This window comes from Xanthobacter sp. DMC47 (genome assembly GCF_056313845.1).
The window spans coordinates 602,578-620,455 of the sequence record NZ_JBQUZM010000004.1 but is presented as its reverse complement, the minus strand read 5'-3'; the positions used below and the strand labels follow the sequence as shown (position 1 = coordinate 620,455).

The 17,878-nt window shown below is 68.9% G+C and carries 22 protein-coding genes; 9 read left to right on the top strand and 13 right to left on the bottom strand.

Annotation, left to right across the window (positions count from 1 at the left end; all coding sequences use genetic code 11):
* Positions 1–127: 127 nt before the first annotated feature.
* Both ACT54R_RS14620 and ACT54R_RS14615 read right to left on the bottom strand, forming a co-directional pair.
* Positions 128–634 (bottom strand): tyrosine phosphatase family protein, encoded by a 507-nt coding sequence (locus ACT54R_RS14620; RefSeq protein WP_168456432.1) that lies wholly within the window; start codon positions 632–634, stop codon positions 128–130.
* Complete coding sequence (locus tag ACT54R_RS14615; RefSeq protein WP_476329190.1) at positions 631–1,194, bottom strand: HD domain-containing protein; 564 nt, start codon at positions 1,192–1,194, stop codon at positions 631–633. The genes ACT54R_RS14620 and ACT54R_RS14615 overlap by 4 nt, the downstream gene beginning before the upstream one ends.
* A gap of 185 nt (positions 1,195–1,379) precedes the next feature.
* Here ACT54R_RS14615 and ACT54R_RS14610 point away from each other — a divergent pair, with 185 nt between their 5' ends.
* The 3 genes from ACT54R_RS14610 to ACT54R_RS14600 all read left to right on the top strand — a co-directional run bounded on the left by ACT54R_RS14610 (position 1,380) and on the right by ACT54R_RS14600 (position 2,683).
* Positions 1,380–1,844: an NUDIX hydrolase gene (locus ACT54R_RS14610; protein WP_476327437.1), complete on the top strand. Its 465-nt coding sequence runs from the start codon at positions 1,380–1,382 to the stop codon at positions 1,842–1,844.
* A gap of 59 nt (positions 1,845–1,903) precedes the next feature.
* Positions 1,904–2,305, top strand: coding sequence for a TIGR02301 family protein (locus tag ACT54R_RS14605; protein WP_476327435.1), 402 nt, complete (start codon positions 1,904–1,906; stop codon positions 2,303–2,305).
* A gap of 105 nt (positions 2,306–2,410) precedes the next feature.
* Positions 2,411–2,683 (top strand): hypothetical protein, encoded by a 273-nt coding sequence (locus tag ACT54R_RS14600; RefSeq protein WP_024279661.1) that lies wholly within the window; start codon positions 2,411–2,413, stop codon positions 2,681–2,683.
* 303 nt (positions 2,684–2,986) lie between these two features.
* Here ACT54R_RS14600 and acs read toward each other — a convergent pair whose 3' ends face one another.
* Positions 2,987–4,939: an acetate--CoA ligase gene (gene acs, locus ACT54R_RS14595; protein ID WP_476327433.1), complete on the bottom strand. Its 1,953-nt coding sequence runs from the start codon at positions 4,937–4,939 to the stop codon at positions 2,987–2,989.
* A 278-nt stretch (positions 4,940–5,217) separates the two neighbouring features.
* Between acs and ACT54R_RS14590 the strand changes: the two genes are divergently transcribed.
* Complete coding sequence (locus ACT54R_RS14590) at positions 5,218–5,589, top strand: DUF423 domain-containing protein (protein ID WP_476327431.1); 372 nt, start codon at positions 5,218–5,220, stop codon at positions 5,587–5,589.
* 7 nt (positions 5,590–5,596) lie between these two features.
* Here ACT54R_RS14590 and lpxK read toward each other — a convergent pair whose 3' ends face one another.
* The 7 genes from lpxK to ACT54R_RS14555 form a co-directional block, all read right to left on the bottom strand.
* Positions 5,597–6,613 (bottom strand): tetraacyldisaccharide 4'-kinase, encoded by a 1,017-nt coding sequence (gene lpxK / locus ACT54R_RS14585; RefSeq protein WP_476327429.1) that lies wholly within the window; start codon positions 6,611–6,613, stop codon positions 5,597–5,599.
* Positions 6,613–7,908 (bottom strand): 3-deoxy-D-manno-octulosonic acid transferase, encoded by a 1,296-nt coding sequence (locus tag ACT54R_RS14580; RefSeq protein ID WP_168456438.1) that lies wholly within the window; start codon positions 7,906–7,908, stop codon positions 6,613–6,615. Before ACT54R_RS14580 ends, lpxK begins: the two co-directional genes overlap by 1 nt.
* Positions 7,909–7,946: 38 nt before the next feature.
* The gene (locus ACT54R_RS14575; protein ID WP_476327427.1) at positions 7,947–8,645 is read right to left on the bottom strand and encodes a lysophospholipid acyltransferase family protein; all 699 of its coding nucleotides are present in this window, start codon (positions 8,643–8,645) and stop codon (positions 7,947–7,949) included.
* Positions 8,646–8,705: 60 nt separating this feature from the next.
* The gene (locus ACT54R_RS14570; protein ID WP_476327425.1) at positions 8,706–8,951 is read right to left on the bottom strand and encodes a DUF4170 domain-containing protein; all 246 of its coding nucleotides are present in this window, start codon (positions 8,949–8,951) and stop codon (positions 8,706–8,708) included.
* Positions 8,948–9,799, bottom strand: coding sequence for a 3'(2'),5'-bisphosphate nucleotidase CysQ (locus ACT54R_RS14565; protein WP_476327423.1), 852 nt, complete (start codon positions 9,797–9,799; stop codon positions 8,948–8,950). The genes ACT54R_RS14570 and ACT54R_RS14565 overlap by 4 nt, the downstream gene beginning before the upstream one ends.
* Before the next feature lie 85 nt (positions 9,800–9,884).
* Positions 9,885–10,850, bottom strand: a complete 966-nt coding sequence (ubiA, locus tag ACT54R_RS14560) for a 4-hydroxybenzoate octaprenyltransferase (protein WP_476327421.1) — start codon at positions 10,848–10,850, stop codon at positions 9,885–9,887.
* Positions 10,851–10,860: 10 nt separating this feature from the next.
* Positions 10,861–11,346: a hypothetical protein gene (locus tag ACT54R_RS14555; RefSeq protein ID WP_168456443.1), complete on the bottom strand. Its 486-nt coding sequence runs from the start codon at positions 11,344–11,346 to the stop codon at positions 10,861–10,863.
* Between the two features lie 425 nt (positions 11,347–11,771).
* Between ACT54R_RS14555 and ACT54R_RS14550 the strand changes: the two genes are divergently transcribed.
* From ACT54R_RS14550 to ACT54R_RS14530, 5 genes are all read left to right on the top strand, one after another.
* On the top strand, positions 11,772–13,532 hold the full coding sequence (locus ACT54R_RS14550) for an acetolactate synthase 3 large subunit (RefSeq protein ID WP_476327419.1): 1,761 nt from the start codon (positions 11,772–11,774) through the stop codon (positions 13,530–13,532).
* Between the two features lie 136 nt (positions 13,533–13,668).
* Positions 13,669–14,184: an acetolactate synthase small subunit gene (gene ilvN / locus ACT54R_RS14545; RefSeq protein ID WP_168456446.1), complete on the top strand. Its 516-nt coding sequence runs from the start codon at positions 13,669–13,671 to the stop codon at positions 14,182–14,184.
* Between the two features lie 148 nt (positions 14,185–14,332).
* Positions 14,333–15,352, top strand: coding sequence for a ketol-acid reductoisomerase (gene ilvC, locus ACT54R_RS14540; RefSeq protein ID WP_168456447.1), 1,020 nt, complete (start codon positions 14,333–14,335; stop codon positions 15,350–15,352).
* A 142-nt stretch (positions 15,353–15,494) separates the two neighbouring features.
* Entirely contained in the window at positions 15,495–15,788 is a 294-nt protein-coding gene (locus ACT54R_RS14535; protein WP_476327417.1) for a BrnT family toxin, read from the top strand.
* Complete coding sequence (locus tag ACT54R_RS14530; RefSeq protein WP_476327415.1) at positions 15,757–15,966, top strand: hypothetical protein; 210 nt, start codon at positions 15,757–15,759, stop codon at positions 15,964–15,966. Before ACT54R_RS14535 ends, ACT54R_RS14530 begins: the two co-directional genes overlap by 32 nt.
* 20 nt (positions 15,967–15,986) lie before the next feature.
* On the opposite strand, the gene ACT54R_RS14525 is transcribed toward ACT54R_RS14530, so the two are convergent.
* The 3 genes from ACT54R_RS14525 to ACT54R_RS14515 all read right to left on the bottom strand — a co-directional run bounded on the left by ACT54R_RS14525 (position 15,987) and on the right by ACT54R_RS14515 (position 17,874).
* The gene (locus ACT54R_RS14525) at positions 15,987–16,472 is read right to left on the bottom strand and encodes a YybH family protein (RefSeq protein WP_476327413.1); all 486 of its coding nucleotides are present in this window, start codon (positions 16,470–16,472) and stop codon (positions 15,987–15,989) included.
* Positions 16,473–16,538: 66 nt separating this feature from the next.
* Positions 16,539–17,207, bottom strand: a complete 669-nt coding sequence (locus ACT54R_RS14520; RefSeq protein WP_476327411.1) for a cysteine dioxygenase family protein — start codon at positions 17,205–17,207, stop codon at positions 16,539–16,541.
* On the bottom strand, positions 17,176–17,874 hold the full coding sequence (locus ACT54R_RS14515; RefSeq protein WP_476327409.1) for an alpha/beta hydrolase: 699 nt from the start codon (positions 17,872–17,874) through the stop codon (positions 17,176–17,178). The genes ACT54R_RS14520 and ACT54R_RS14515 overlap by 32 nt, the downstream gene beginning before the upstream one ends.
* Positions 17,875–17,878 lie beyond the last annotated feature (4 nt).

Below are 17,878 nucleotides of genomic sequence, written 5' to 3'. Positions count from 1 at the left end.
TCAGTCTGTCGGGGGCAAGTTGCGACGCAACATAGCCCAAGCCCGCCACGCTCGCGAGTGGCGGGCGCGCGCAGCCGGCCTCCATGCCGCGCGTCCGATGCAGAGCTAAGAGGAGCGATCCCGCTCGTCAGGCCACCGGCAAGGCGAAGGGCTCGCCCTCGAAGGCGTCGGCGCCCCGGCCGATGGCATGAATGGCGGCGACCATGCGGCCGTCGCGCTGCAGCGCGGCATCGGCGAGGGAGACGATGCGCGGATTGGGCGTCGCGGTGGGCGAGGCATGGCGCAGCCGCTGGGCCAGCTCCATCTCGTCGCGATCCGGCAGCAGGGCGCAGAGCGTGGCATAGGCCGCCGCGGTGGAGCGCGAGATGCCGGCGTAGCAATGGATCACCAGCGGCGTCTGCCGCGGCCAGGCGCGCACGAACTCGAACAGCTCGAGCATGTGCGCCTCGCCCGGCGCCACCAGCCCCTCGATCTCCTCTGCGATGTCGTTGATGCCGAGGAAGAGATGGTTGGTGGGGTCGACGTTGCTCGGCCGGGTCAGCACCGTGCCGCCATTGATGAGGGTGATGACATGCCGCGCGCCGGTCTGTTCCACCGTTTCGTGCAGCTTGGCGAGGGAGCAGACATGGATCATGGCGCAAGCTCCTCGAATCTCTTGAGGAAACGGGCTTTCGCCGTTTCCGCCTCCCAGGGGGTGAGATAATCCTTTTCCACCCCAGCGTCGAGGCGGGCGGGTCGGCCGAAGAAGGCCTTGGCCTCCTCCTCCGCGAATCCCGCCAGCCGCGTCGCCTCGAAATAGGCCGAGGCGCGGTCCGCCGCCTTGACGATCTTCAAAAGTTGATCGGGCCACCCCACCGGCAGCGAGAAGCGCACGCAGATGGCCCCGAGGAGGCGCGCCTCCACCGCCTTGTAGTCGCCCCCCAGCACCGCCTTGAAGGGGGAGATCATGTCGCCGATGACGTATTCCGGCGCGTCGTGCAGCAGCACGCACAGGCGCCAGCGGGCGTCGAGATCCGGATGGGTGCGGCGGGAAATCTTCTCCACCAGCAGGGAATGCTGGGCCACGGAGAAGATGTTGGCGCCCGAGGTCTGGCCGTTCCATCGCGCCACGCGGGCAAGGCCGTGGGCGATGTCCTCGATCTCCACGTCGAGGGGGGAGGGGTCGAGCAGATCGAGCCGGCGGCCGGAGAGCATGCGCTGCCACGCGCGCGGCGCGGCACCGGTGCGGGGGCGGGCGGCTTTGGGGACAGGTTTGGCGGGGACGTCAGGCTCGGTCACGAATCGCGTGCTCCTCGGATCGGGGAAAGGTAAGCTCCGGCCGAAACGCCACAAGCCGCCCGTCACGGGTGGACGCCGCCCATTTCGGTCCGAGATTCGCCATGTCCGACACCCTTGAGAGCGAGACGCCGGCCACCCCGCGCGTCGAGGTGCGCCCGACGCTCGCCGCCAGCGCCGCCGTGTTCCGCGGCCCCCTCGTGCTGCTCGCCCGCCGCGCCGCCAATCCCGGCGCCGGGCTGTGGAGCCTGCCCGGCGGGCGGGTGGAGCCGGGCGAGACGGTGGCCGAGGCCGCCGTGCGCGAGGTGATGGAAGAGGTGGGCGTGGAGGCCGAGATCGTCGGCCTTGCCGCCGCCCGCGACATCATCGTCCGCAGCCGGGACGGCGAGCTGAAGGCCCATTTCGTGGTGCTCGCCCATGCCGCCCGCTGGCGCGGCGGGGAGCCCATGCCGGGCGAGGAGGCGGCGGAGGTGGGCTGGTTCCGTCCCAATGAGGTCGCGAGCCTCACCACCACCGAGGGGCTTGCCGAGGTGGTGGCCAAGGCCGCGCTGCTGATGGGCGAGATGTGAGCCGCGGCTTCGCCCCCTTGACCCGGCGCGCCGCGGGCCGCAGGAGTTAGGGCGGAACCATGCTGAAGCGCGCCCTTTCTCTCCTTCTCGCCGCCGGCCTCGTGCTCGCCGGCCCCGCATCGTCCCGCGCCGCCGGTCCGACGGAAGGCGCGCCGCCGCCCTATGACGGCGATCTGATGCGGCTCGCGGAGATTCTCGGCGCCCTTCATTACCTGCGGCCCCTGTGCGGCGTCACCGCCGAGGCGCAGCGCTGGCGCAACGAGATGCAGGCGCTCATCGACACCGAGCAGCCCTCGGACGCCCGCCGCTCCAAGATCATCGCCAGCTTCAACCGCGGCTATTCCAGCTACGCCGAGGTCTACCGCAGCTGCACGCCGGCCGCCCGGATGGCGGTGGATCGCCAGCTCGACGAGGGCGGGCGGCTCACTCACGAAATCGTGGTGCGGTATGGGGGGAATTGACCCCTTTCGTGTTAACCTTTTGGTCAGAACTCGCCTGAATCCCCCAGCGTGAAGTGCTAGATATCCAGTGCGCCGTTCGGTTCTGCGGCGCGGAGGCAGCCAAACGTGTCCACCTTGACCAACCCCGTCATCGACCTGCCGGAAATCTCGGACATGGCCGCCGATGACCGCCACGCCGCTTTGACCTACCTGAACGATGCGTGGGTCGAGGCCGTGCGCGAAGGGCTGGACGAGGATTGTCTGGTGCAGGCCGCGCTCTTCACCGCCCTGCGCAGCCTCGTCGCCACCTATGGCGAGGCCGCCAGCTCCGAATATATGGCCCGCGTCGCCGAGCGCGTCGCCGCCGGCGAATACACCGTGGTCAGCCGCTCGCACTGAGCAGCGCGGCGAGCCCCCCTCGCCGAGCCTTTATCTTCGTCGCATTCCTCCCGCCGGGCCTCTCGCGAGCGCCCGGTTTTTCTTTGTGCCCCGGCCCATAACAAAACCGGCGCCCCGAGGGACGCCGGCTTGGTCTTGGTTTCGCTTTCACCGCCCCCTGCCGCCGTCATCCCCCGGTTCATCCGGGGGATCCACGGTGCGGCCGGGCCGGGTCTTTGTCGCTCACACCGCTCCATCGGCCCGGTGGATGGCCCGGACGAGCCGGGCCATGACGGTGACGAGGGGGGCGCGGTGCGGCGATCCTCAGGCGGCGTCGCGCTTGTTCTGGCGGTTGCTGATGAGGTCTTCCACCACGCCGGGATCGGCCAGCGTCGAGGTGTCGCCGAGGCTCTCGAACTGGTCTTCCGCGATCTTGCGCAGGATGCGGCGCATGATCTTGCCCGAGCGGGTCTTGGGCAGGCCCGGCGCGAACTGGATCAGGTCCGGCGAGGCGATGGGGCCGATCTCGCGGCGCACCCAGGCCACCAGCTCCTTGCGCAGCTCCTCGGTGGGCTCGACGCCGTCCATCAGGGTGACATAGGCATAGATGCCCTGGCCCTTGATGTCGTGCGGGAAGCCCACGACGGCGGCCTCGGACACCTTCGGATGGGCGACGAGGGCGCTTTCCACCTCCGCCGTACCCATACGATGGCCCGAGACGTTGATGACGTCGTCCACGCGGCCGGTGATCCAGTAGAAGCCGTCCGCGTCGCGGCGGCAGCCGTCGCCGGTGAAGTACTTGCCGGGATAGGTGGAGAAGTAGGTCTGCTCGAAGCGCTCATGGTCGCCATAGACCGTGCGCATCTGGCCCGGCCACGAGTCGGCGATCACGAGGTTGCCCTCGCAGGCGCCTTCCAGCACGCCGCCGGCCGCATCCACGACTTCCGGCTGGACGCCGAAGAAGGGACGGGTGGCCGAGCCGGGCTTGAGCTTCGTCGCGCCGGGCAGGGGGGTGATGAGAATGCCGCCGGTCTCGGTCTGCCACCAGGTATCGACGATCGGGCAGCGGCCCTCGCCCACCACGTGGTAGTACCACTCCCAGGCTTCCGGATTGATGGGCTCGCCCACCGAGCCGAGCAGGCGCAGCGAGGCGCGCGAGGTCTTCTTCACCGGCTCCTCGCCCGCCTGCATCAGCGAGCGGATGGCGGTGGGGGCGGTGTAGAAGATCGACACCTGATGCTTGTCGATCACGTCCCAGAAGCGGGAGACCGACGGATAGTTCGGGATGCCCTCGAACATCAGCGTGGTGGCGCCGTTCGCGAGCGGGCCATAGACGATGTAGGAATGGCCCGTCACCCAGCCCACGTCAGCGGTGCACCAGTAGATGTCGCCGGGGTGATAGTCGAACACGTACTGATGCGTCATGGACGCATAGACGAGATAGCCGCCGGTGGTGTGCAGCACGCCCTTCGGCTTGCCGGTGGAGCCGGAGGTGTAGAGGATGAACAGCGGATCTTCCGCGTTCATGTGCTCGGCCGGGCATTCGTCCGTCACCATGGCGGCGGCTTCGTCGTAATAGACGTCGCGGCCGGGAACCATGTCCACCTTGCCGCCGGTGCGGCGCACCACGATCACATGGTCCACGCCGCCGTCGATCTGGCTCACCGCCGCGTCCACATTGGCCTTCAGCGGCACCTTGCGGCCGCCGCGCAGGCCCTCGTCGGCGGTGATGACCACCTTCGAGCCGCAGTCGGCGATGCGTCCGCCGAGGCTGTCCGGCGAGAAGCCGCCGAACACGATGGAGTGAATGGCGCCGAGCCGCGCGCAGGCGAGCATGGCGAACGCCGCCTCGGGGATCATCGGCAAATAGATGGTGACGCGGTCGCCCTTCTCCACGCCGCGGTTGCGCAGCACGTTGGCGAGCTTGTTCACCTCGGAGGAGAGCTCGCGATAGGTGATCTTGCGGCTCTCGTCGGGGCTGTCGCCCTCCCAGATGATGGCCACCTGGTCGCCGCGGGTCTCGAGATGCCGGTCCACGCAATTGTAGGCGACGTTGGTCACGCCGTCCTCGAACCACTTGATGGAGACGTGGCCGGGATCATACGAGGTGTTCTTCACCTTCGTGTAGGGCGTGAACCAGTCGATCCTCTTGCCGTGCTCGCCCCAGAAGGCGTTCGGGTCGTTGACCGAGGCGGCATACATGGACTGGTAGTGCGCGTCGTCCACATAGGCTTTCTGAGCCCACTGGGACGGAACGTCATAGACCTTGTCGGACATTCTTCTGCCTCCCTCGCGCGGACCGCTTTGGCCGCTGTCCATCATTCATGGCGGTACCCGCCTTGGTTGGGGCGGATTATGCTGAGCACCTCGACGCTCCACAAGGCACCGCCCAGCCAGACTTTGGGCTCATAGCCCTTGGTTGGCCCCGGGCATGCCCGGGGGTCGTGTCGGGCGCTGCCACACCCTGCGCCGCGATGTCATGCACCGCGACCCTTCCGGCGGGCGTATAGACGGGCTGCCCGCGATCGGCCGCGGGCGCTTCAAGGAAACGCCCGATGGACCTCTGGACCCGTCTTCTCGTTCTTCTTGCCGGCCTGTTCGGTGCGGCCGGTGTCGGCGCCGCGGCTGCGGCGGCCCACGTGGGCGGGGGCACCAACCTCGAGACCGCGTCGCACTTCCTGCTGTTCAATGCCGCGGCGCTGGCGGCGCTGGTCGCCCTTGCCCTCCAGCTCGCCCGCGGGGGCGTGCTGCTGAAGGTGGGGGCCAGCGCCATCGCGCTCGGCACGCTTCTCTTTTCGGGCGATCTGGCGTCGCGGGCCTTGATGGACGTCAAGCTCCTGGGCGGAAGCGCGCCGTTCGGCGGCAGCCTGATGATCCTCGGCTGGCTGATGGTGGCGGCGACCGCGCTCCTCGCCCGGCGGCACTGAGGGAGCGTCAGGCCCGCCGCGTGGCCGCGCGGGCTTCAGCGCGGTCGATGAGGGCGTCGATCTGATCCGCGACGTCCAGCGCGAGACGGACGGGCAGGGAGGCAATGTTCGCCCCGCGCGCGATCTCGGGCTCAAGGCGCGCCAGATCCTTCTGCGTCGTCACCAGCCGCGCCCCGAGGCGCGCCGCCTCCGACGCGAGGCGGGCGATCTCGTCGGGCCGGTAGGGGTGGTGGTCGGCGAAGGGGTGGCGGGCGACCACGTCGAGACCTTCCCCCACTAGCGTGGCGAAGAACTTCTCCGGACGTCCGATGCCGGCGAAGGCGACCAGTGGCAGGCCCTTCAGCGCCGCGACGGCCGAGGGCTCCGGCGCAAGATGTCCCCGCAGCAAGGCGAGCCCGGCCGCGCGTGCCGCGCCGGCCACCCGCTCGCCGGGGGCACCCTCGCCGATCACCAGCACCGCATCGGCCTTCTCAAGCTGCGGTGCCAGCGGCGCGCGCAGGGGGCCGGAGGGTGTGACGCAGCCGTTGCCGACGCCGACGCCGGCGTCGATCACCAGCAGGCTGCAATCCTTGTGCAGCGAGGGGTTCTGGAACCCGTCGTCCATCACCACATGGCTCGCGCCGGCCTTCACCGCCAGTCGCGCGCCGCCCAGCCTGTCGCCACCGGCGACGATGGTGGGCGCATGATTGGCGAGCAGGAGGGCTTCGTCGCCCACGTCCGCGGCGGTGTGGGCGGCGAGATCCACGCGAAGGGGCGCCTTCGCCTTGCCGCCGTGGCCGCGCAGCAAGGCGAAGGGCTGCGCGCCGCGCGCCTTGAGCCGTTCGATAAGGGCGATGGCGGTGGGGGTCTTGCCCGCACCGCCCACCGTTGGATTGCCGATGCAGATCACCGGCACGTCCACCGTGCCGCCGGCCTGCCCGAGCCGGCGCAGCGCCACGCCGCCGATCACCGCCGCCACCGGCGAGAGGAGGGCGGCGGCAAGGCCCGGCCGGTCGTGCCACCAGAAGGCGGGCGCGCGCCGCATCAGCGGGCCTGCAGGCGGATGTGGACCAGATAAGGCTCGATGGCCGTGAGCGTGCGGTCGAGCGCGCCGCCCAGCGAGGTCACGGCGGCATGGGCCGCGTCCGCCATCTCGCCGTGCAACTGCGGGTCCTTGATGAGGGCATAGGCGGCGCGGGCGATGCCCAGCGCGTCGGTGACTTCCGCCGCGCCCTCGTCGGCGTCCAGCCGCTCGTAGATGTTGGCGAAGTTCCACACATGGGGGCCGTGCAGCACCACCGCGCCGAGCTTCGCCGGCTCAATGGGGTTCTGCCCGCCGTGCTCCACCAGGGAGCCGCCCATGAACACCACCGGCGCCATACGATAGAACAGGCCCAGCTCGCCGATGGTGTCGGCGATATAGATGTCGGTTTCCCGGTCCGGCAGTTCGCCGAGGCTGCGCTGGCGGGTGCCGAGGTCGGCCGCCTGGGCGAGGGCCGCCACATCCAGCCCGCGTTCGGGATGGCGGGGGGCGATCACCGTCACCAGATCCGGGATCTTGGAGGTGAGGATTTCGTGCGCCTCCAGCATCAGCGCCTCCTCGCCCTCATGGGTGGAGGCGGCGAGCAGGATGGGCCGCTTGCCCAGCGCCTTGTCGAGCCGCTGCAACTCGGCGGAATCGGCGGAAGGGGGTGGCACGTCGAACTTCAGATTGCCGCAGACTTCCACCCGCGGCGTGCCCAGCGCCTGGAAGCGCGCTCCGTCCTCCTCGCTCTGGGCGAGGCACAGATCGACGCGGGAGAGCAGCGCCCGCGCGCTCTTGGGCAGCTTCTTCCAGCGATTGGCGGAGCGCTCGGAGAGGCGGCCGTTGACCAGCACGATGGGCGTGCCGCGCCGCCCCAGTTCCGCGAGGAGGTTGGGCCACAGCTCGGATTCAGCGAGCAGCACGAGGTCGGGCGACCAGTGGTCCAGGAAGCGCGCGACGAAGGCGCGGGCATCCAGCGGCACGAACTGGTGGATGACGCCGGGCGGCGCCCGTCGCTCGGCGACACGGCTGGAGGTGAGCGTGCCGGAGGTGAGCAGCACGCGGAAGCCGCGCTGCGTCAGCCGCTCGATCAGCGGCAGGACGGAGATGACTTCGCCCACGCTGGCGCCATGCACCCACACCAGCGGGCCGGGGGGGCGCTCCGTGCTGGCATAGCCGCGCCGCTCGGCGAGGCGCGCCGGGTCTTCCTTGCCCTTTCGGACGCGATAGGAGAGCCACGCCGGCGCCAGCAGCGCCGCCACGGAACTCGCCCGCCGGTAGGCCCGGAGGGTGAGAGGCAGCTTGCGCCCCTTCATGCCGCGGCCTTCATGGCTCGCCTTTCATGGCTGGCCCTTCATCGGCGCGAGGTCCGTGCGGCGAGAGCCTCGGCCCGGCGGGTCACGTCCTCGAGGGCGGCCTGCACCTGATCGCGGGCGGCGAGAAGGCCGGCCTCGTCCACGTCGCGGGCCACCCAGATGGGCGCGCCGGCCACGGCGGCGCCCTTCCCGAACGGCAGGTTCAGGCTGGCGCGGTCCCAGCTCTTCAGGGTGATGCGATTACGGGTCGCCATGGCGACCGGGATGATAGGGCGTCCCGAGTAGCGTGCAATGGTAACGACGCCCATCCCCACCTTGCGCGCGATCTTGGGGACATCGGCCGTCATCGCCACATTGATGCCTTCCGCAAGGGTATCCAGCATCTGGTAGGTGGCGGAGACCGCCCCCTTGCGGTGGAAGTCGCGCTTGGAGGTGGCGCCGGAGCCGCGAATGGTTCCGACGCCCAGCTTCTCGGCGGCGATGGCGTTGATCTCCGCATCCGCATGGCGGGAGATCAGCACCTTGGCCTTGTGGTGTGGCTTCATGGCGAACGGCGTCAGGAAATGCTGCCCGTGCCAGAAGGTGACGATCACCGGCAGGTGCTCGTCGATGGCCTCGAAGACGTCCGGCGGCTCGATGACGAAATCCGTCGTATGCGCCACCAGCTTGAAATAGGACGCAAACGTCGTCCCCGCTGCCACCTTGAAGGCGCGGTTGGTCCTCAGTCGCCGCCACATCTTATGGTTTGCCCACTGTTGTTGCGTCCCGCAGGGGATGCGGAACGAGAGACCTGATCCTCACCCGCCCTGAACCTTGCCGGTTTCCGGATCGAGGAGGCGGTGCAGATGTACCACGAAGTAGCGCATCATGGCGTTGTCCACCGTCTGCTGCGCCTTCGCCTTCCAGGCGGCCGTGGCGCTGGCATAGTCGGGATAAATGCCGACGATGTCGAGCTTGCTCAGATCCTTGAATTCGGAGCTGTCGATCGCGGTGAGCTCCCCGCCGAATACCAGGTGGGGCAACTGCTTCTTCATGTCGGTCATGGCGTATCCAATGCGGCTTTGAAAGAAACGGGTGCGCCCATGGCCTCGAGCGCGGCCGGGTGCAGCGGGGCACCGGCGCAGACGAGGGGGGCGTGGCTGGGGACCGGCGCATTGTAGCGCAGCGCCACGCCGTCGTGGCCGGTGAGGCGCCCCTGCGCCTCCGTGACCACGAGATCGGCGGCGGCCAGATCCCAGTCGTTGGAATTGCCGCCGGCGAGGGCGACGTCGATCTCGCCGGTGGCGACCCGCGCGAGGCGCAGCGCCAGCGAACGAATGCGCGGCAGGCGCTCCACGCGGGCGGCGCGGGCGATGCGGTCGAGATCGGCCGGCGGGCCGGCGACCCGCGCGCCGTCGAGCCGCGCGCGTGACGGGGCGGCGAGGCGGCGGCCGTTATGGAAGGCGCCGGCGCCGGCCATGGCGGTGAACATTTCGTCGGTGGCCGGGGCGAACAGGGCGGCGGCGACGGGGCGTCCCGCCTCCACCAGCGCCACGGAGACCGCCCAGTCGCTGCCGGCGGCCATGAAGGCGCGCGTGCCGTCGATGGGGTCCACCACCCACAGCCGCTGGGCGGACAGGCGCGCGGGCGTGTCGGCCGATTCCTCGGACAGCCAGCCGGCGGCGGGATCGAGCGCCGTCAGATGCTGCCGCAGGAAGGCGTCCACCGCCATGTCGGCCTCGGTGACGGGGGAATCGTTGCCCTTGGTCCAGGTCTTCACGCCGGCCGCGAACATGCTGCGCGCCATCTCGCCGGCCTGCGCCACCGTATCGACCATACGGCGGGCAAAGGCGTCTTCGATGGCGAACCGGGGATGATCCCCGCCGCCGGCGCGCGTCGGTTCGGTGCTCATTGCCCTGCCAAATAGGGGCGCGGACGCCGCGAGGCAAGCCATCTGATGCTGCACCGCGTCAATCGGACCGCCCCGCGGGCTGTCCTTACGGCAGCAGCGGCGCGATGGTGTTGGGCAGGAGGGTGTCGAGGGCGAGGCCCGCGAACAGGATCAGGCCGGCGTCGCGATTCGACTTGAAGACGGCGAGGCAGCGCTCGGGATCATCGATGTCGAGCCGGCGCACCTGCAGCCACAGGTGAACGGCGAAGCCGATCAGGCCGAGATACGCAAGCGGCCCCACCGGCACGGACATGAGCGCCGCCGCGAACAGAAACACCACCATGGCGTAGCACAGCGACACCGCAAGTCCGGTGCTGCGTCCGAACAGGAGGGCTGTGGAGCGCACGCCGACGATGGCGTCGTCCTCCTTGTCCTGATGGGCATAGATGGTGTCGTAGGCGAACACCCACAGCACCGAGCCGGCGAACAGCAGCAAGGCGGGATCGGCGATGGTGCGCATCACGCTCGCCCAGCCCATCAGCGCCCCCCAGGAGAAGGCGATGCCCAGGATGAGCTGCGGCACGGAGGTGACGCGCTTCATCAGCGGGTACACCGCCACCACGCCGAGGGAGGCGATGCCGGTGACGATGGCGAAATGCGGCAGGGACAGCAGCACCGCGAGGCCGACGAGGGCCTGGAACACGAGGAAGGCGAAGGCCGCGGGGACGCTCACCTGCCCGGACGCGATGGGCCGGCCGCGGGTGCGCGCCACCTGCCGGTCGATCTTGCGATCGAGGATGTCATTCCAGGTGCAGCCCGCCCCGCGCATGGCGACGGCGCCGATGGCGAACAGCACCAGCAGCTTCACCGAGGGGTAGGGATCGTCATTGGCGATGGCCGCGAGCGCGGTGGACCACCAGCAGGGCAGGAGCAGGAGCCATGAGCCGATGGGCCGGTCCATCCGCGCGAGTCGCAGGTAGGGACGCACCGGGCCAGGGGCCAGGCGCTCCACCCAGTTACCGCGTGGGGCATCGGCGATCGGCGGGGCGGACGCCCCTTCGCTGGAACTCAATCGGGCAGCCTCACTTCAGGGCGTTGCCGTTGAGCGTACCGAACACGCCGGAGTTCTTGCCGGCATCGATGCTGTAGCCGGTGGTGATGCCGAGCGCGCTGGACATGGAGCCCTGCGGCGGGGGCTTGCCGCCGCCGCCCTCGACGCCGGTCGCACCGTTGGCCGCGGCCTCGCAGATCTTGTTGCGCAGATCGATGGTCTTCTTGTTGGAGGCGGCGGCCGTATCGATGGCCTGCTGCGGAACCTGGCACCAATCCTTGTTGTCGGCCAGGAACTTCACCCACTTCTGCTCGGCCGCGGCATAGGCGCGGAACGCGGGGCAGAGGACCTGCGGGTTCTTCTCCTTCTTGTTCACGATCGACTGCAGGGCCTTGCCCTTCTCTTCCAGTTCACCGCGCACGGAGGCGACATCCGTCTGGCAATCCGCCAGCGCGGCGCCGGCAGACAGCGCCGTCGCGAGGAGAGTGGCCGAAATCGCGAGCGTGAACTTCTTCATGAGGCAGTGCCCCTCCTCATCGGATCCTTCGGGACCGCAGGTTTGATATACAGACCCCCAACTTTGGGCAATATCACGGCGGAAGCTGCGGAAAGCTACCACGCATTCCCTAACGGAGTGCATCGGCGCTTGACGATCCCCCTGCGCATGGGTAGTTTCGCGCAACTTTTGAAAGGGACGGCGCGGACATGCGCAAGATCATTATTCTTCTCGTAGGGTGGCGCGCCACTTTCCGTCCGGCCTGAAGGCCGTGACGAACGAGGTGGCGCGTGACGAGGGGCCTTCGGGCCCCTTCGTCGTTTCTGAGCCGGGGCGCCGGCGCGGAATTCGGGATCGAGCCGGGCCGCAGGCCGGGCGGAGACAAGGATAAAAGTCCGGCGAAGCGCGCCGGCCGGGACCGAGAGCATCCCGCAGGGAGTTGGACCATGAGCAAGCAGATGACCGGCGCCGAGATGGTGATCCAGGCCTTCGCCGACCAGGGCGTCGAGCACATCTTCGGCTATCCGGGCGGCGCCGTGCTGCCGATCTACGATGCGCTGTTCCACCAGAACCACATCGAGCACATCCTGGTGCGCCACGAGCAGGCGGCGGTGCATTCGGCCGAGGGCTATGCCCGCTCCTCCGGCAAGGTCGGCGTCGTGCTCGTCACCTCCGGCCCCGGCGCCACCAATGCCGTCACCGGCCTCACCGACGCGCTGATGGATTCCATCCCGATCGTCTGCATCACGGGGCAGGTGGCCACCCACCTCATCGGCAATGACGCCTTCCAGGAATGCGACACGGTCGGCATCACCCGCCCCTGCACCAAGCACAATTACCTGGTGCGGGACGTGAATGACCTCGCGCGCACACTGCATGAGGCCTTCTACGTCGCCCAGAACGGCCGGCCGGGCCCGGTGGTCGTCGACATCCCCAAGGACGTGCAGTTCGCCACCGGCACCTATGTCGGCCGCGAGAACATCCAGCACAAGACCTACCGTCCCAAGCTCGACGCCGAGGCGCCGCAGATCGCGGCGGCGGTGGAGATGCTGGCGGGCGCGAAGAAGCCGATCTTCTACACCGGCGGCGGCGTCATCAATTCCGGGCCGGAGGCGAGCCGCATCCTGCGCGAGCTGGCCCGCCTCACCGGCGTGCCCGTCACCTCGACCCTCATGGGCCTCGGCGCCTTCCCGGCGGCCGATCGCCAGTGGCTTGGCATGCTGGGCATGCACGGCACCTACGAGGCCAACATGGCCATGCACGGCTGCGACGTGATGGTCTGCATCGGCGCGCGCTTCGATGACCGCATCACCGGCCGCCTCGACGCCTTCGCGCCGGGCTCGAAGAAGATCCACATCGACATCGACCCCTCGTCCATCAACAAGAACGTCAAGGTGGACCTGCCCATCATCGGCGACTGCACCCGCGTGCTCGCCGACATGCTGGCCGCCTGGAAGGCCCGCGGCCTGAAGCTGGACAAGGCGGCGCTGGACGCCTGGTGGGCGCAGATCGACCGCTGGCGGGGGCGCAACTGCCTCGCCTACCGGCATTCGGACGAGATCATCAAGCCGCAGTACGCCATCGAGCGGCTCTACAATCTCACCAAGGACAAGGACGTCTACATCTCCACCGAGGTGGGCCAGCACCAGATGTGGGCGGCACAGTTCTTCCGCTTCGAGGAGCCGAACCGCTGGATGACCTCCGGCGGCCTCGGCACCATGGGCTACGGCCTGCCCGCCGCCATCGGCGCGCAGAAGGCGCACCCCGACGCCCTGTGCATCGACATCGCCGGCGAGGCCTCCATCCTCATGAACATGCAGGAGATGTCGACCGCCGTGCAGTTCGACCTGCCGGTGAAGATCTTCATCCTGAACAACAAGTACATGGGCATGGTGCGCCAGTGGCAGGAACTGCTGCACGGCGCGCGCTACTCGCACTCCTATTCCGAGGCGCTGCCCGACTTCGTGAAGCTCGCCGACGCCTATGGCGGCGTGGGCATCCGCTGCGACAAGCCGTCCGATCTCGACGCGGCCATCGAGGAGATGATCGCCATCAAGCGGCCGGTGATCTTCGACTGCATCGTGGACCAGCAGGAAAACTGCTTCCCCATGATCCCGTCGGGCCGCGCCCACAACGAGATGATCCTCGGCGACATGGCGATCGATCTCGACGAGGCCATCACCGACGAGGGCAAGATGCTGGTGTGAGGCGCGAAGCGCCGGGCGGAGCCGCCCGGCGCTGGCCAGACGGACGTAACCCCCGCACCCAACCCTCTCCCGCAAGGGGAGTGGGAGCCTCTTCTCGGCGCATCGCCGCCCTCACGCCCTTCCATCCGAGACATCCATGCCCAACACCCAAGAGCCCATCGAGCGCCACACCCTCTCCGTCCTGGTCGATAACGAGCCGGGCGTGCTGGCGCGCGTCATCGGCCTGTTCTCCGGCCGCGGCTACAATATCGACAGCCTCACGGTGTCCGAGGTGAGCCACGAGGGCCACCTCTCGCGCATCACCATCGTCACCACCGGCACGCCCATGGTGATCGAGCAGATCAAGAACCAGCTCGACCGCCTCGTGCCCGTCCACCGGGTGCGCGACCTCACCGTGGAGGCCTCGGCGCTGGAGCGCGAGCTGGCCATGGTGAAGGTGCGCGGCGTGGGCGATGCCAGGGGCGAGGCGCTCAGGCTCGCCGAGGCCTTCCGCGCCCGCGTCATCGACGCGACGCGCGAAAGCTTCGTGTTCGAGATCACCGGCAAGTCGGACAAGATCGACCAGTTCGCCTGGCTGATGGAGCCGCTCGGCCTCGTGGAGGTGGCGCGCACCGGCGTGGTGGCCATCTCCCGCGGGCCGGAGGCCATGTGAGGGCCGCGGCCTGACAATGTGACCAATCGGAAACAGGCGTTCGCCGGCAGCGGTGCCGGGCGAAACGCCTGTTTCCATTTGCCGCGATCCGGTGCAAAGGAGCCGCGGCCATCCCCCAATTCGAGATAACGCCCATAAGGAGACCACGATGCGCGTTTATTACGACAGCGACGCCGACCTGAACCTCATCAAGGGCAAGAAGGTCGCCGTCATCGGTTATGGCAGCCAGGGCCATGCCCACGCGCTCAACATGCGCGACTCGGGCGTGAAGGATGTCATCATCGGCCTGCGTCCCGGCTCCGCGTCCGCCAAGAAGGCCGAGGCCGAGGGCTTCAAGGTGATGGCGCCCGCCGAGGCCGCCAAGATCGCCGACGTGGTGATGATGCTCACCCCCGACGAGCTGCAGGGCGACATCTATCGCGAGAGCCTCGCGGACAACATGAAGCACGGCGCGGCGCTGCTGTTCGCCCACGGCCTCAACGTCCACTTCAACCTCATCGAGCCCCGCAAGGACCTCGACGTGCTGATGGTCGCCCCCAAGGGTCCCGGCCACACCGTGCGTTCCGAGTACCAGCGCGGCGGCGGCGTGCCGACCCTCATCGCCATCGCCCAGGACGCCTCGGGCAACGCCCATGACCTCGGCCTGTCCTACGCCTCCGCCATCGGCGGCGGCCGCGCCGGCGTCATCGAGACCACCTTCAAGGAAGAGTGCGAGACCGACCTCTTCGGCGAGCAGGTGGTGCTCTGCGGCGGCCTCGTGGAGCTGATCCGCGCCGGCTTCGAGACGCTGGTGGAAGCCGGCTACGCCCCCGAGATGGCCTATTTCGAGTGCCTCCACGAGGTGAAGCTGATCGTCGACCTCATCTATGAGGGCGGCATCGCCAACATGAACTACTCCATCTCCAACACCGCCGAATACGGCGAGTATGTCACCGGCCCCCGCATCATCACCGCCGAGACCAAGGCCGAGATGAAGCGCGTGCTGAACGACATCCAGTCCGGCAAGTTCACCCGCGACTGGATGCTGGAGAACAAGGTCAACCAGGCCTCCTTCAAGGCCACCCGCGCCCGCGCCAACGCCCACCCCATCGAGGAAGTCGGCGAGAAGCTGCGCGCCATGATGCCCTGGATCAAGGCCAAGGCGCTGGTGGACAAGTCGAAGAACTGATCCTCTTTCGTTGAGGCAGGCCCCGGAGCAGCCCGCGCTGCTCCGGGGCTTTTTTTTGGCGGGGCCGGTGACACTGTCACCGGAGCGAAGTCTGGGCCGCGAAGCCAGGATATGTCAGAATCTAAAGGCGACGGGGGCCGCGATGGGCGAGACAGACGACCTCGAATGGGATGACGACAAGGATGCGGCGAACCGTGCCAAGCATGGTTTGCCGCTTTCCATTTCCGGTCGTCTGTTCGACGGGCGACCGCGCCTCGACCGCCGTTCCCTCAAGCCGCCCCAGACCGAGCTGCGTTTCGAGTCCGTGGCTGCCATCGGCGAAGATGTGCTATTGTGTGTGTGGACGTGGCGAGGCCGGAGGCGGCGGGCCATATCCCTCAGAATGGCGAAGCGGAGCGAGCGGCGTGCCTACCAAGAAGCAATTGGAGGAAGCTGACCGGGCGATCAAGGAGGTCGACTGGGATAAGCTGCGCGCCATGAGCGACGAAGACATCCGCGCGCACTGGGCGTGGGATAAGGACATGACCTGGCCCACCGACGAGGAACTTGCCGAGTTCGATCTCGTCATTCCGGCGAAGAGCCGCCGCAAGCCGCCCAAGGAAGCTGCGGAATAACGACCCGTCAGCGCGCCCTGTCATTTTCCCGGAGCCGCGCGCTCTGTCTGATCCACCGTGAACGCCATATAGCGCGCGATGCGCCAGACGCCGTCGGCGTCGCGGCGGAAGATGTCCAGGCCCTCGTCCTGCGAAATCTCCTTGCCGTCCGGCCGCCCGGTGAGCACCCAGGTGAGGCGAACCATGGCGAGGTCGCCGGACACCAGGATTTCGTGAACCACGCAAGTATAGGCGAGCTTGCCGGCCGACTTCGCCAGCACCCTGGCGATGCGCCCGCAGACGGTCGCCTTGTCGCCCGCCGGGGCGCCTTGCACATCAGCCCGCAGATCATCGGAGAACAGTTCGCAGGTGGCGGCGGCGTCGCCCCGGTTGAACGCCTCGACCCAGGCGGTGAGGCGGGCGCGGATGGCGGCCTCTGCTGCGCGATCCGGTGCGGCGCCGTCCCCAGCGCGTGCGATGGCCGGTGCGAGCAGAAGGGCGAGGATCAGGACGGCGCGGCGCAGCATTTTGCAGGTCTCCGCGCCGGCGGGCGCAGGGCGACTAGACCACCGGCGCATGTCGCCCGGCAACAGTCAGTCCGTGATGCGCGCCTGAATGGTCAGGATGTCCCACGCCGGCGCCTCGGGCGGGTTGGCGTAGACGGTGGTGAAGCTGCCCACGCTGCCATCCGGCGCGGCGGTGCGGCGCGCCGCACCGCCGATCTCGGCGCCATGCACCTCGATCAGGATCGCCGGTGCGGTGGCCGAGCCGTTGGCGATGGCGAGTCCATCGCCGTCCCTGGGCGAGAAGGCATCCACCGCGCCCGCGCCAAGGCGCTTCTCCGGCGCCCGCACGACCGGCGATGCGCCTTCGGGCAGCGCAAGGCGCTGGCGCACCACCTCGCCGCGCAGCACGCCGGCCAGCTCCCACACCGTCTGCTCGCACAGGGGCAGCGCGGCACCTGGGGCGAGCACGGTGGCGACGACGGTGAAGCGCGTCATCTGGTCCGCATAGAGCTGGTACTGGCGGAACGGCGCGCCATCGAGCCGGGCGAACACCTCCGGTAGCCAGTCGTCCTGCGCCACCAGCCGACCTATCAGGTCGCGGCCGATCATCAGGATTTCGCGGGGATCGTCCGCCAGCTCGACCATGGACTGGATGTCCCACGAGAAGCGGCGCAGCGGCTCGGGCGGGGGGGCGATGACGTCCGGCACGGGGGCGGCTCCGGTCTCAGTGGTCATGGTCGTGGTCGTCGTGGTCATGGTCATCGCTCGCCTTCTTCGGCTTCACGAGGGTCGCGGCCAGCACGCTGCCGGCGGCGACGATGCCATCGTCATCCACGCCATGGCCGAGGCCGGGCCGGCGCATGCTCTTCACCAGCAGGCCGAGGGCCTTCAGGCGGTCGCGGGTGGCAATCATGTCCGCGAGCGGCACCACGGCATCGTCCTCGCCATGGATGAACACCACCGGCGGCTTCGCCCGCGGCGGACCGATGTCGCGCGCCTCGGGCAGGGCACCCCCGAAGGCGATGATGACGGCGGGCGGCACGGCGCGGCGCAAGCCCACCTCGAGAGCCAGCATGGCCCCCTGCGAGAAGCCCACGAGGGCGAGGTGGTCGCCCGGCAGACGCCGCGCCGCCAGCATCTCGTCGAGAAAGGCGTCGAGCAGCGGGGCGCTGGTCGCGAGGCCGGCAACGATGGCCTCGGTGGAAAAGCCCTCGCCGGGAAACCACCGGCGGCCCGTCGCGGCCGGGAAGGGGGCCTCGGCGGCGAGGAAATCCGCCTTGGGCAGTTCGGGCGCGAAATTCAGCGCGAGGTCGATCACCTCCTGCCCGCAACTGCCCTCGGCATGGAGCAGCACCACGAGATAGACCGGCTTGCCGCAGGACAGCGCGGCGATCTTCGGCCCGGCGGTGACGGCGGCCGTCATCCTG